The sequence below is a fragment of the Pedobacter anseongensis genome (genome assembly GCF_037482965.1).
Taxonomy (GTDB): domain Bacteria; phylum Bacteroidota; class Bacteroidia; order Sphingobacteriales; family Sphingobacteriaceae; genus Pedobacter; species Pedobacter anseongensis.
On the sequence record NZ_JBBHKB010000001.1, the window covers coordinates 1,507,817 to 1,521,466 of the forward strand.

Here is a 13,650-nt window from a genome sequence, read left to right on the forward strand (position 1 = left end):
CGATATACCATGAAAATTTTTTTAGCCACAAGCTTGTTAGCAGGCTTAACCACACTTTTAGTATTAAGTGTTGAAAAGACAGGTAAGTTAGTTGATCAGTCTAAAGTTACCTATAATATTACCGAAGATAAAAAGCTCGAAGGCGCCTTCATCATCGAAGATGCAGCCAATGTAACGCGTTTAAGAGGGAGTTATAAAGATAATAAGCGCTCAGGAGATTGGTATGCTTTCAATTCAGCAGGAAAAATGGTGTTACGCTATAACTACACCGCTAATAAATTGTTAAGCCTAGATCAGAATGCCATTGCAGGCTTAGAAATTAAGGTAATTGATAAAGATCCGAATATAGCGAATAGTGCGCGCATACCGGTTCCTATTTGCTCGGTTGATCAATTTAAAAGACTTTTAGAGGAAGAATTAAAAGATCAGATTCCACCAAAGGAACGGTCTGGAAAAGCTAAAGTAACCGCAGATTTCTTGGCCATGGTTGATGCAAACGGACAAGCCAAGTATGTTGCCAACTATGTAATCAACAATTTGGAATATAAAGCCAATCTATCTTTCAAAGACAAATTGTTCCGTATGGAGTGGTTACCTGCCGAAAGCGAAGGTAAAACCTATAAGTCTGAAGTTCGTTTTTCGAGCAGCTTCGAGATCGACCCGGCCTCGTTTAACAGAAGATTTGTCTGGAATTATTAACGGATAAAAAAAGCGCTTTAATTTTTGGTTAAAGCGCTTTTTTATTTAATCCATTGCATGGAGTCTAACTTTAAGACCATCCATACTTTGGTTTAACTGCAATTGGCAAGCTAACCTTGAGTTGGGCAATACATCCGGCAGTGTATCTAGCATCGCATACTCGTCGTCAGTCATTTCGTTCAATTTTTCTCCACCTTCTATCACATCCACACAACAGGTGGCACATAATGCCATGCCACCACAGGTAGCTAAAATATCATATTCGCTTGCCTTTAAAAATTCCATTAAGCTTAAGCCCATGTCTGTAGGGGCGGTTAGCTCGCTGATGTTGCCTTCTCGATCTTCTACTTGTATGGAAATGTCTGTCATGTTTAAAATTCTGTTACGCCGTTAACTGTAGTGTATTTCATGGTGTATTTAATACCAGGGTTCATGTACTGATAAGCGCTATGGCTCATTAGGGCAGCTTCGTGAAAACCACATAGAATTAACTTTAGTTTATTTGTATAGGTATTTATATCGCCGATAGCGTAAATGCCCGGTATATTGGTGCTATAATCGTCGGTATTAACTTCAATAGCACTTTTACTGATATTAAGGTTCCACTGTTCTATAGGCCCTAATTTTGGGCTTAAGCCAAATAGTGGAATTAAATGATCGGCTTCGAACGTAGTGGTCTCCATGGTACGATTATGGATTACCTCAACGTGTTCCAATTTACCATCACCCGATACGGAATTAAGATTGCTATTTAACACGAGGTTAATTTTTCCGCTTTCGGCCAATTCCATTACTTTGTTAACCGAATCGGGCGCGCCACGGAAACTTTCGCTTCGGTGGATTAAAGTTAGCTCAGAACAAATATCAGCTAAGAAAATGGTCCAGTCTAATGCCGAATCTCCTCCTCCAGCAATTACCATTTTTTGTCCACGGTATTTCTCTGGATCCAAGATCATATAATTTACGCCTCTGCCGTTTTCGAATTGCTCTAAACCAGCAACAGCCGGCTTGCGTGGCTCGAAACAGCCTAATCCTCCTGCAATAACCACTACTTTAGCTTCGATAATGGTACCCATATTAGTAGTTAACACAAAATCGGCTTCCCCACGTTTTTCTAAGCCTTCGATTCGTTCGCCAAGGGTATAGCCCGGATGGAAGGGCTTTGCCTGCTCTACTAGATTATCGACAAGTTCTTGCGCAAGCACCGTAGGATAACCGGGAATATCATAGATAGGTTTTTTAGGATAAATTTCTGAAAGCTGCCCACCAACTTGTGGGAGGTAATCGATTAAATGGCAACGCATTTTTAACAACCCGGCTTCGAAAATCGCAAAAAGACCAACTGGTCCGGCACCTATAATGGCTATATCTGTAGAAATCATGACTAAAATTTTGTGCAAAGTTACGAAATACACTACACTATTTAGACATGTTCCAGACTATTTCGAAAATAATCTATAAAATTGGTAGTGTTTAAAGGTGTCTTACTGCAAAACACGCTCCGTGTCCCATGCAAAAAAATATTATCTTTGCCCTAAATGAAAAACATTTACTTCGCTTCTGATTTCCATTTGGGTGCACCAAATTATATCGATAGTCGTGATCGTGAAAATCGCATAGTAAGGTGGCTTAATTTTATTGAACCTTCGTGTAGCGAACTTTTTTTAATGGGTGATGTATTCGATTTTTGGTTCGAGTACAATAAGGTTATTCCGAAAGGCTTTGTTCGCTTGCAAGGCAAATTAGCACAGATGGCCGATAATGGAATAAAAATTTATTTCTTTAAAGGCAATCACGACATGTGGGTAGATGAATATTTCACCAAAGAGCTGGGCATTGAAATTATTAGCGATGAGCTCATCATCGATCGTGGTGGAAAGAAATTTTATTTGCATCATGGCGATGGCTTAGGTCCTGGCGATGCTAAATATAAATTCTTAAGGAAAGTATTTAGGAATCCGTTTTGCCAGTGGTTATTTGCGGTGCTGCCGCCACGGATTGGCTTGTTTGTGGCAAATGGTTGGTCGGGCAAGAGCAGAATAGCAAACGCAAAAAAAGAGGTTTTTACAGGCGAAGAAAATGAATGGTTAGCAATTTTTGCCAAAGAGCAGTTGCTAAAGGAGCATTTCGATTATTTTATATTTGGACATCGACATTTACCCCTTGATATTAAGTTAAGCGAAAATAGCAGATACATAAATATAGGCGAATGGATTAATTACAATTCGTACGCTGTTTTTGATGGAAATGAATTGAAAATGAAATATTTTGAACCTACAAGCTAGACGCTCAGTTTAACTACGAATTACTATATACTAACTACTAAAAATTTCCTTATTTTTGCAGTATGTTAGAAAAACTAGAAGCGATAAAGTTGCGTTGGGAAGATGTAGAAGAGCAGCTGAGCAATCCTGATACCATACAGGATATGAAGCGTTTTGCAGCTTTAAATAAAGAATATAAAGATTTAGGCAAGATTGTAGACGAATACAAAATCTACAAAAATGTAATGAGTAATATCGAAGCCAATAGAGAGATCTTGAGTACTGAAAAGGATCAGGAAATGCGTGAAATGGCTAAGGAAGAATTGGATTTACTATTGGCACAACAAGAGAAAATGGAAGAAGATATCCGTTTAATGCTGATTCCAAAAGACCCTGAAGATGCAAAAAATGCGGTGTTTGAAATTAGAGGAGGAACCGGTGGTGATGAAGCAGCGTTATTTGCGGGTGATTTATATCGGATGTATAGTCGCTATTTTGAGCAAAAGGGCTGGAAAGTAGAAACGGTTGATGTAACCGAAGGTACAGCTGGTGGCTATAAAGAGGTAATTTTAAAGGTGAGCGGAGAGGATGTGTACGGCCAGCTAAAATACGAATCTGGTGTACATCGCGTACAACGCGTGCCTGATACCGAAACACAAGGCCGAGTGCATACTTCGGCAGCATCGGTTGCTGTTTTGCCAGAAGCCGAAGAAATTGACCTTTATATTAATCCTGCTGATATCGATCTTCAAACCTCACGATCGGGTGGTGCAGGTGGACAAAATGTGAACAAGGTAGAAACTAAGGTGCAGTTAACACACCGACCGTCGGGGTTGGTAGTGGTTTGTCAGCAAGAGCGTTCGCAATTGGGAAATCGTGTAATTGCAATGGAAATGCTTCGTAGTAAATTGTACGACATTGAGTTACAGAAGAAAAATGGCGATATTGCGGCTAGACGTAAAACGATGGTGTCTACGGGCGATCGTTCGGCCAAGATTAGAACGTATAACTATCCCCAAGGAAGGGTAACCGATCATCGTATTGGTTTAACATTATATAACTTAAATGGCGTGATGGATGGCGGGGTTCAAGAATTGATCGATGCCCTGCAATTTGCAGAGAATGCAGAGAAGATGAAAGAAGGCTCTGTAATTTAAGAACTTACAATTATTTTGTTTTTTTTATTGGAAAGTTAATTAAAGACACTATATTTGCAATCCCGAAAGGGAAACGGACCGGTAGTTCAGCTGGTTAGAATGCCGCCCTGTCACGGCGGAGGTCGCGGGTTCGAGTCCCGTCCGGTCCGCTGGTTTAACTACCGAACGCTATAAAAAGCCTGTTTTCGCAAGAAAACAGGCTTTTTTGTTTTAGCAACTTGTCAGTTTATTCAGTTTTTCGGGATCGGAACCAAAACCTGTGGATTAAGCAAATAATTTGGGATCATGTACAAAAGTTGTGGACTCATAGCCTAAAATTCTCTAAAGGCCGTTATATTTTAACTACTTATTAAATGCTGTGAAATATTTGACATATTTGTTCTATATTTTAAGGTATGTTTAGCAAAGAAGAATATAACAATCGCAGGAATCGATTAAAGTCGAATTTTAAAAGTGGAATTTTGCTTTTCCTTGGGAATGAAGAAAGTCCGATCAATTTTTTCGATAATACGTATCACTTTCGCCAAGACAGCAGTTTTCTATACTATTTCGGTATAAATGCTCCAAAGCTAGCTGCCATTATCGATATTGATGAGGATAAAACCATTGTATTTGGCGATGAAATGAGTTTAGACGAAATTGTGTGGATGGGTCGTCAACAAACCTTGCAAGATAAAGCTTTACAAGCGGATGTTAAACAAGTTGAGCCTTCAAATCGCCTTTCGGCTTACGTGAAAAGTGCACAAGATAAAAAGAGAGAAATTCATTTTCTTCCCCCATACCGGGCCGAAAATAAAATAAAATTGGCTTCTTTGCATTTGGACGCACCCTCTTTAACCTTTATCAAGGCCGTAGTGGCCCAGCGTTCGATAAAATCGAACATTGAACTTGCCGAATTAGATCTTGCCTCTTCAATTTCGGCAGATATGCATATTTTAGCCATGGAGTTGGCAAAACCAGGAATGAAAGAGCAGGAGATTGCCGCTGCATTGCAACAAGTTGCCTTAAAAGATGGTGGTAACCTAGCTTATCCGGTGATTTTAACAGTAAACGGCCAGATTTTACATAATCATTACCATGGCAATACGTTAAAGGAGGGAGATTTGGTGTTGAACGACTCTGGTGCCGAAACGACTATGGGCTATGCGGGGGATCTAACACGTACTTTCCCGGCTGGGAAGAAATTTACTACACTGCAAAAAGAAATGTATTCGGTGGTTCTAGATGCTTACAGCGCATCGGTACAAGCCCTTAAACCTGGCATTAAATATTTAGATATCCATTATACCGCCTGTTTAAAACTTGCCGAGGGTTTAAAAGGCCTGGGCCTGATGAAAGGAAATCTACAAGACGCAGTTGCTCAAGGAGCACATGCACTCTTTTTTCAATGCGGTACGGGGCATATGATGGGACTCGATGTGCATGATATGGAAGATTTAGGAGAGCAATACGTAGGTTACACCGAAGAATTTAAAAAAAATACTACGCAATTTGGCTTAAAATCGCTACGATTAGGGAAGCAACTCGAAACAGGGTTCGTAATAACCGTAGAACCGGGACTTTATTTTATCCCTGAGTTAATCGAAAAATGGAAAGCTGAGCATAAATTTGCTGAATTTATCAATTACGATAAGGTAGATGAATTTAAAACTTTTGGAGGCATAAGAGTGGAAGACGATTATGTGATTACAGCAAACAGCTATCGAAAATTAGGTAAGGAATTGGCGATTTCGATTGCGGAGATTGAAGAAATAAGAGAGAAAGCATATTCCCACTAAATCTATTTTGAAACATTAAGGCATTAAGAAAATTAAGGTATTTGGTAAGCAAATGGCCTTTATAGCCTTAACTTCTTACTGTTAAGAGTATAAAACTAACGCTATACAAAATGAAAATAAAACTTACCTTTTTAACCTTAATTTGTGGTTTAGTGTTAAACTTAAACGCACAAGTGCCTAAAAAATTTACAAAGGCAGATACCCTTAGAGGCTCATTAACACCCGAAAGAACCTGGTGGGATGTGCAACGTTATGAACTAGCCGTTACGCCTAATTTCGTCGCCAAAACCATCTCAGGTTCGAATGAAATTGCTTATAAAGTGGTAAAGGCAAATAATGGAAAGTTAAAAATGCAAATCGACTTGCAAGAACCTCTTATAATTGATAGTGTAATTTTCAACGCAAAAAAACAATTATCTTTCGAAAAAACAGGTAGCATTTGGCTTATAAAAGTGCCTGCACAAAATGTATCTGAGCTCAATAAAGTAAAAATATATTACCAGGGAAAAGTGCATCAGGCTGTTCGTGCGCCATGGGATGGTGGATTTATTTTCGGCGTGGATTCGTTAAACCGACCATATATGACGGTAGCTTGCCAGGGTTTAGGCGCTTCAATCTGGTATCCTAATAAAGATCATCAAAGTGATGAGCCAAATAAGGGGGCTTCGCTAACCATGACCGTCCCCGATTCGCTAGTGGCCATTGGCAATGGCCGATTAGCAGTTAAGAAAGTAAATGGAAACGGAACATCCACATGGAAGTATAATGTGGTGAATCCCATCAGCAATTATTGCATCATCCCGTACATTGGAAAATATGTAAACTTTAAAGAAACGTATAAAGGAGAAAAAGGCCCGTTAAGCTTAAACTATTGGGTGCTCGATTATAATTTGAAGAAGGCAAAGGCTTATATGCCAGATCAAGTGCACAAGATGTTAAAGGCTTTTGAATATTGGTTTGGCCCTTATCCTTTTTACGAAGATGGCTATCAATTAATAGATGCCTCTCATACAGGTATGGAACACCAATCGGCCGTTTCTTATGGCAATAAGTATAAATTTGGTTATGGTGGAAGAGATGCGTCGGGCTATGGCTGGGGTATGAAATGGGATTTTATCATCATCCACGAAAGCGGACACGAATGGTTCGGAAATAACCTTACCACAAAAGATTTGGCCGATATGTGGGTTCATGAAGGCTTTACCAATTATAGCGAAACCTTGTTTGTAGATTATTATTTTGGCGAAACGGCAGGCAATGAATACAATTATGGCATTCGAAAAGGCATCAGAAATGATAAACCAATTATACCGGCTTATAATGTAAATGCTCAAGGTAGTGGCGATATGTATCCGAAAGGGGGAAATCTATTGCATTCTATCAGACATAGCTTAAATAATGATGGGCTATTTAGAGGGATATTGAGAGGCTTAAATAGCCAATTTTATCATCAAACGGTAACTTCAGCACAGGTAGAAAGTTATATTTCTGCACAAGCAAAGTTTAATTATGGAAAGGTGTTTGATCAATACCTACGCACTACGCAAATTCCAAGTTTAGAATTTTATATCGATAAGGGTAAAGTATATTATCAGTATAAAAATTGTGTAGACGGGTTTAATTTGCCGCTCGTGTTAAAAAAGGGAAACGTGGTATTAAAAGTTTATCCAACAACCGCTTTGCAATCGTTAAGCTTAACACCTGCCCAATTGGAATTATTCACGCCAGATGTTATAGATAAAATTTATTATCTAAAAGTAAAAAATATTAAAGGAACTTAACAATCATCGACTTAAATTTTGCTAATATATCCCAGAATGAGCGATTACTATCAACATCTGCCTCGCCGCAGTCGATCGTGTTGCTTCTTTTGATAACCGTTTTAGTAAGATTTTGAATGATGTTAAGCTTTATCAATTCATTTAAAGCAGTTGCAAATTTACTCGCATACAAATGCCCCCAAATCTCGACCATTAACGAAGCATGGGTTATTTTTAAAGGCTTGCCAAATATTGTTAAGTAGTCGGCCTTAATTAATTTTACCAATTTTAGCGTATGTGTATTTAAATCAGCGCTGAGGAACGCTAAAAGCTGCTCAGATCCTTGTATGCGAATCAATTTTGGCACAAACTGCACGACTACTTTACAACCATCCAATTCATATTCCCTTTCCATTGGCATAGGCTAGTTTCATGTAGTATTTTACTTCTTCATTAATATCATCGATGGTAAAGATTCGTAAATGATGATTAAAATCGGCAGAGCCGGGCACCTTCGCAATCTTGCTAAAACAAAGATTGTCGGTATATGCGGCTTTAAAAGGCAATACAATATCGATATAATTTTTTCCTAGACGAATGATATAAGCGAAATTTTTGTGGGCTTTAAAGGCAATCATTGTTTTCGTAGCATGTGGAGTTATTTCTCCCATTTGCACATAAACATTAATAAAGTAATTGCACAACCGAATGGTATGTTCACTTTTCCCAATTATAAGTTCTGAAATTGTCATTTATTTAAGTAAAATGGCCCCGCTGGGGACCATTTTTAATTGAAAAGTTCTTGCTCATCGCGATCGGCTACACGAATTTTCTTTAGAAAATCATCAAAAGCTGGTCCATCGTGATCGGAATAGGTGCCATATGCATCTAACATATAGCCAATATCACCGTCCTTATCTAAAACGACATAGAGCACAGAATTATCTCCTGGATCAGACATACCTTCGAAGCGATAGGTTTTCACAATGGTTAAATCTTCTGGTTTATATATTTTGTTGAGGTTAGCCGATTGCATTTTACCATGATCGGACATCTTTATTTCGTTATCTTTTCCTTTAAGTCTTAATTTTTCTAAAATTTGACTAAGCGTGTTCATTTCTGCGGGCTGTTCCATGTTCGTTATAATTTATATAACGATAAAACAACCGGACTGCCGATTGGTTTTTAATTTATTTGATTGAATTTTAAACCCATACGAACGTTAGACAAAAAAGCCTTAGATTTATATCCAAGGCCTTCTATTTTTTAATGTTACAGGCTAAACGCTGCAGAAACTTTAGCTACGAAATCTAATTTTTCCCAGGTAAATAGCTCTACCGTAACATTTTTTTCTTCACCATTAGGGGTTCTAAAAGTTTTGGTTACCGTTTCTGGTTTACGGCCCATATGTCCGTAAGCAGCAGTTTCGCTATATATAGGATTTCTCAATTTTAAGCGTTGTTCGATAAAGTATGGACGCATATCAAATAGCTCTTCAACGATTTTTGCAATCTCACCATCGGTTTTGCTTACTTTAGCTGTGCCGTAAGTGTTGATGTAAATTCCCATTGGTTTTGCCACGCCAATTGCATAAGATACCTGTACTAAAATTTCGTCAGCCACGCCAGCCGCAACAAGGTTTTTTGCAATGTGACGCGTAGCATAAGCCGCACTGCGATCTACCTTGCTTGGATCTTTACCCGAAAATGCACCACCACCATGAGCGCCTTTACCACCGTACGTATCTACAATTATCTTTCTACCGGTTAGCCCAGTATCGCCATGTGGACCGCCGATTACAAATTTACCCGTTGGGTTAATGTGATATTCGATTTTATCGTTAAATAAGTGTGCGTATTGTGGATTATTTTTGATGATGCGTGGAATAAGAATCGTTATAAGATCTTGTTTTATCTTAGCCAACATGGTGGCTTCTTCATCAAAATCATCATGTTGTGTAGAAATTACGATGGCATCGATACGAACAGGTTTATTATTATCGTCGTATTCTAAGGTAACCTGCGATTTTGCATCGGGTCTTAGGTAGGTAATTTCTTTATTTTCGCGCCTTAAAACGGCAAGTTCTTGTAATAATTTATGCGATAAATCTAATGCCAAAGGCATAAAATCTTCGGTTTCGTTGGTTGCATAACCAAACATCATTCCCTGATCACCCGCACCTTGCTCTTCTTTAGTACTTCTATCAACCCCTTGGTTAATGTCTTGCGATTGTTCGTGAATGGCCGATAAAATGCCGCAAGAATTAGCCTCGAACATGTATTCACTTTTAGTGTAACCTATTTTTTTAATTACATCCCGAGCAATCTGCTGTACATCAAGGTATGTTTTCGATTTTACTTCTCCCGCTAAAATAACCTGGCCTGTAGTTACCAATGTTTCGCAAGCAACCTTCGATTCGGTGTCAAATGCTAAAAAATTATCAATTAGGGCGTCTGAAATTTGATCTGCAATTTTATCTGGGTGACCTTCAGATACAGATTCTGATGTAAATAAATATGACATTTTGGATGATTAGTTTAATTAGCACTTTTTTTTACGTGGTTGCAATCCAGCTCTTATTTAAGAGCATCGCAAATCGGTCCACCTTTTTAATGCTACAAAATTACTATAAATATTATTAATAGTCAAAAAATATCAATTATTTTGTCCTACCTTAAAAGCAATCCATTGTTAAAATCAAATATCTTATTTATCATTAATCCAATATCAGGAGGCAAGGAAAAGCAAAAAATCCCGGCTTTGATAGATAGGTATTTAGATCGTTCGAAGTTTAATGCCAATTTTAGTTTTACTTCTTATATTGGGCATGCGGCCGAAATTGCAGAAGAAGCCGCCAATAAGAATTTTGATATTATAGTGGCCGTTGGTGGCGATGGAACCATTAATGAAATTGCGGGCAAACTTATCGGTCAACAAAAAATACTAGGCATTATCCCTTTTGGATCAGGAAACGGTTTGGCAAGATCGTTAAATATACCCATGAATGTTAGGAAAGCAATTAAGGTAATTAATGAACTCAACATAATCACGATAGATGCCGCAACACTAAATTGTAAGTACTTTTTTAATATGGCTGGGTTAGGTTTTGATGCCCATATTAGCGCTGTTTTCGCAGGGAATAAAACGCGAGGCCTAAAAGGCTATCTTCAAATGGTGCTCAAAGAGATAAAATCTTATCGATCAGAAACCTACGAAATTACAATAGATGGAATAATTTACAAAAGAGATGCATTTATCTTAAGTGTGGCTAACTCTTCGCAATATGGAAATGATGTGCACATTTCGCCAAAATCTACGCTTGATGATGGATTATTAGAAGTTTGTATTGTGAAGCCATTAGCATGGTATAAACTTCCAGTGCTCGCTTACGAAATGTTTAGGTCTAAAACACACCACTCGAGATGGGTAGAAATTATTAGCGGTAAACAAATTAGCATTATTAGGACCATAGAAAATTCGATACATATAGATGGGGAGCCTTTTTTTATGGGGAAGAATATTGATATTGAAATTATTCCAAAGGCTTTGAATGTAATAACAACTAGATAGCCGCAGATGGGCAGATTTGGATGTTAAAATCTGCGTATCTGTAGCCAAAAACAAAAAACATGGCAAAAGAAAAAAGGAAAATCATCAACGACTTTGGCGGAATCATGTATTCTACTGATCCGTCGTTTGTGTACGAAGATCATCAATCTGAAAACGATGAACACCTAACAAACGCCCAACAAGACTTAAGGGTAACACTCGACCGTAAAAATCGTGGTGGAAAAGCCGTGACGCTCGTTACTGGATATCGGGGTAACGACGATCAGTTACACGTGTTAGCGAAGTTTTTAAAAAGTAAATGTGGGGTTGGAGGGGCAGCAAAAGAGGGTGAAATATTAATCCAAGGAGATTTTAGGGATAAGGTGATTTTACTGCTTCAAAAAGAAGGCTATAAAGTAAAAAAATCTGGCGGTTAATTATAGTTTAATTATCTGATAATCAATCATTTAAATGTTAGTGTATTTGCCACAATAAGTAAAATTTTTCCATAAAATTCATATTTTTTGCGTGAATATCTGCTTAGCTTTGCAGCGTATTAAACCAAATATATGAGCAGTATGAATTTAAATGGCGTGGGCAATCTACGTGCTAAATCTGTTAAATATCAGCTAAGCGTAGCCGAGTTAGTTGAGGAAGCATTAAAAAATGGCGAAGGAACCTTGGTCGATTCTGGCGCACTTGCTGTTGATACCGGCAAATTTACGGGCCGCTCTCCAAAAGATAGATTTATTGTTTGCGATGAATTAACACAAGATACGGTTTGGTGGGGCGATATTAATCTCAAATTTAGCCCTCAACATTTCGATGTTTTATTAGAAAAGGTACTTGAACATTTAAGTGATAAGCAAATTTATGTACGCGATTGCTATGCCTGTGCCAGTGAAAACTATAAAACGAGTATAAAAGTAGTGACAGAAGATGCTTTCCAAAATTTATTCGCACATCACCTGTTTTTGAGATACGCTGAACAAAAGGAGGTGCCTGAGCAGAGTGAATGGACAATTATTTCCGCGCCTTCATTTAATGCCGACCCAAAAACGGATGGTACACGACAAGGTAATTTCTCTATATTAAATTTTACAAAAAAAATTATTCTCATTGGAGGCACGGCCTACACTGGGGAAATAAAAAAAGGCATTTTTTCGGTGTTAAATTTTATTTTGCCGTCGCAAAAAAACACGTTATCAATGCATTGCTCAGCCAATGTGGGAAATGATGGAGATACTGCTATCTTTTTTGGGCTTTCAGGTACCGGAAAAACTACGTTATCTGCTGATCCAGAACGTGGCTTAATTGGCGATGATGAGCACGGTTGGAGCGATAGCGAGATTTTTAATTTCGAAGGAGGATGTTACGCAAAATGTGTAGACCTCACCAAAGAAAAGGAGCCTCAAATCTTTAATGCCATTAAATTTGGCTCCCTTTTAGAGAATACCAATTATTTTTTAGGTACACGAACGGTCGATTTTTCGGACATTACGAAAACAGAAAATACGAGAGTAGCTTATCCTATAAATTATATAGGTAATGCCGTTTCGCCTTCGGTTGCTAGCATACCAAAAAACATCTTCTTTTTAACAGCCGATGCTTGTGGGATATTGCCTCCAATTTCTAAATTAAACCCGGGTCAGGCCATGTTCCACTTCATTTCTGGCTATACAGCAAAAGTTGCAGGTACAGAAGCAGGAGTTACCGAGCCGCAATTAACTTTTTCGGCCTGCTTCGGAAAAGCATTTTTACCTCTTCATCCTGCTAAGTATGCCGAACTGTTAGGTAAAAAGATGCAACAACACCAGGTAAATGTGTGGCTAGTAAATACTGGATGGAGTGGTGGGGCTTATGGAGTAGGGCAACGAATGAAGCTAGGCTACACTCGAGCAATGATTACAGCTGCTTTAAAAGGAAGTTTGGAGAATGAAGATTTTATAGAGCATCCTGTATTTGGCTTACTGATGCCTAAGAAATGCACAGGTGTACCATCAGAAATATTAGACCCAAGGAATACGTGGATGGATAAAAGTGCGTACGATATAAAGGCAAATGAGCTTGCCATTGCATTTTTGAATAATTTTAAGCAATTTGAAACGTTTGCTTCAGAAGAAATCCAAAATGCACTACCCAAAGTTGTTGAAAACATAATTTAATGTATTTTTTTTCCATAAAATTTGGTTTTAATTAAATTTTTAGTTTTAATTGTGAAAGATTGTCTCGACAAAAGGCAATCTTTTTTAGTTATACACCTATGGTTACCTAAAAGGCGACAAGCAACGTAACGAATTAATTGTGTAATGATTATTTAATTTGTAATTTAAAATCAATTTATAAATTTGTTACCGCAACAATAACGTTTTAAAATCGTTGTGTGTATTACTATAATATTTAAATAATTTATCTAAATTTAAAAACAAGTACTAAAAACTAA

The 13,650-nt window shown here is 37.9% G+C and carries 14 protein-coding genes and 1 tRNA gene; 9 read left to right on the forward strand and 6 right to left on the reverse strand.

Annotated features, from left to right (window positions below; translation table 11 throughout):
• Window positions 1-9: 9 nt before the first annotated feature.
• A complete protein-coding gene (locus WG904_RS06695; protein ID WP_339578520.1) occupies window positions 10-699 on the forward strand; it encodes a hypothetical protein in 690 nt (229 codons plus the stop codon).
• Between the two features lie 45 nt (window positions 700-744).
• On the opposite strand, the gene WG904_RS06700 is transcribed toward WG904_RS06695, so the two are convergent.
• The gene (locus WG904_RS06700) at window positions 745-1,068 is read right to left on the reverse strand and encodes a 2Fe-2S iron-sulfur cluster-binding protein (RefSeq protein WP_339578521.1); all 324 of its coding nucleotides are present in this window, start codon (window positions 1,066-1,068) and stop codon (window positions 745-747) included.
• Between the two features lie 2 nt (window positions 1,069-1,070).
• Window positions 1,071-2,081 carry an NAD(P)/FAD-dependent oxidoreductase gene (locus WG904_RS06705; protein WP_339578522.1) on the reverse strand — a complete coding sequence of 337 codons (1,011 nt, stop codon included), beginning with the start codon at window positions 2,079-2,081 and terminating at the stop codon, window positions 1,071-1,073.
• Between the two features lie 156 nt (window positions 2,082-2,237).
• Between WG904_RS06705 and WG904_RS06710 the strand changes: the two genes are divergently transcribed.
• The 5 genes from WG904_RS06710 (at window position 2,238) to WG904_RS06730 (ending at window position 7,679) form a co-directional block, all read left to right on the forward strand.
• Window positions 2,238-2,984, forward strand: coding sequence for a UDP-2,3-diacylglucosamine diphosphatase (locus WG904_RS06710; RefSeq protein WP_339578523.1), 747 nt, complete (start codon window positions 2,238-2,240; stop codon window positions 2,982-2,984).
• Window positions 2,985-3,046: 62 nt separating this feature from the next.
• Window positions 3,047-4,120, forward strand: coding sequence for a peptide chain release factor 1 (gene prfA / locus WG904_RS06715; RefSeq protein WP_339578524.1), 1,074 nt, complete (start codon window positions 3,047-3,049; stop codon window positions 4,118-4,120).
• Between the two features lie 75 nt (window positions 4,121-4,195).
• Window positions 4,196-4,269: transfer RNA gene (locus tag WG904_RS06720), tRNA-Asp, on the forward strand.
• Window positions 4,270-4,515: 246 nt separating this feature from the next.
• Window positions 4,516-5,898, forward strand: coding sequence for an aminopeptidase P family protein (locus WG904_RS06725; protein WP_339578525.1), 1,383 nt, complete (start codon window positions 4,516-4,518; stop codon window positions 5,896-5,898).
• Window positions 5,899-6,008: 110 nt separating this feature from the next.
• Complete coding sequence (locus WG904_RS06730; protein WP_339578526.1) at window positions 6,009-7,679, forward strand: M1 family metallopeptidase; 1,671 nt, start codon at window positions 6,009-6,011, stop codon at window positions 7,677-7,679.
• Here the strand turns inward: WG904_RS06730 and WG904_RS06735 are convergent.
• The 4 genes from WG904_RS06735 to metK form a co-directional block, all read right to left on the reverse strand.
• Entirely contained in the window at window positions 7,666-8,073 is a 408-nt protein-coding gene (locus tag WG904_RS06735) for a hypothetical protein (protein WP_339578527.1), read from the reverse strand. The two genes, WG904_RS06730 and WG904_RS06735, sit on opposite strands and share 14 nt — an antisense overlap.
• Complete coding sequence (locus WG904_RS06740; protein WP_339578528.1) at window positions 8,057-8,410, reverse strand: DUF5655 domain-containing protein; 354 nt, start codon at window positions 8,408-8,410, stop codon at window positions 8,057-8,059. The genes WG904_RS06735 and WG904_RS06740 overlap by 17 nt, the downstream gene beginning before the upstream one ends.
• A gap of 35 nt (window positions 8,411-8,445) precedes the next feature.
• Window positions 8,446-8,793, reverse strand: coding sequence for a hypothetical protein (locus WG904_RS06745; protein ID WP_339578529.1), 348 nt, complete (start codon window positions 8,791-8,793; stop codon window positions 8,446-8,448).
• Window positions 8,794-8,930: 137 nt separating this feature from the next.
• Entirely contained in the window at window positions 8,931-10,181 is a 1,251-nt protein-coding gene (gene metK, locus WG904_RS06750; RefSeq protein WP_339578530.1) for a methionine adenosyltransferase, read from the reverse strand.
• 165 nt (window positions 10,182-10,346) lie between these two features.
• Between metK and WG904_RS06755 the strand changes: the two genes are divergently transcribed.
• The 3 genes from WG904_RS06755 (at window position 10,347) to pckA (ending at window position 13,372) form a co-directional block, all read left to right on the forward strand.
• Window positions 10,347-11,228, forward strand: coding sequence for a diacylglycerol/lipid kinase family protein (locus tag WG904_RS06755; RefSeq protein ID WP_339578531.1), 882 nt, complete (start codon window positions 10,347-10,349; stop codon window positions 11,226-11,228).
• Window positions 11,229-11,287: 59 nt separating this feature from the next.
• Window positions 11,288-11,644: a translation initiation factor gene (locus tag WG904_RS06760; RefSeq protein ID WP_339578532.1), complete on the forward strand. Its 357-nt coding sequence runs from the start codon at window positions 11,288-11,290 to the stop codon at window positions 11,642-11,644.
• Between the two features lie 132 nt (window positions 11,645-11,776).
• On the forward strand, window positions 11,777-13,372 hold the full coding sequence (gene pckA, locus WG904_RS06765) for a phosphoenolpyruvate carboxykinase (ATP) (RefSeq protein WP_339578533.1): 1,596 nt from the start codon (window positions 11,777-11,779) through the stop codon (window positions 13,370-13,372).
• The last annotated feature ends 278 nt before the right edge of the window (window positions 13,373-13,650 follow it).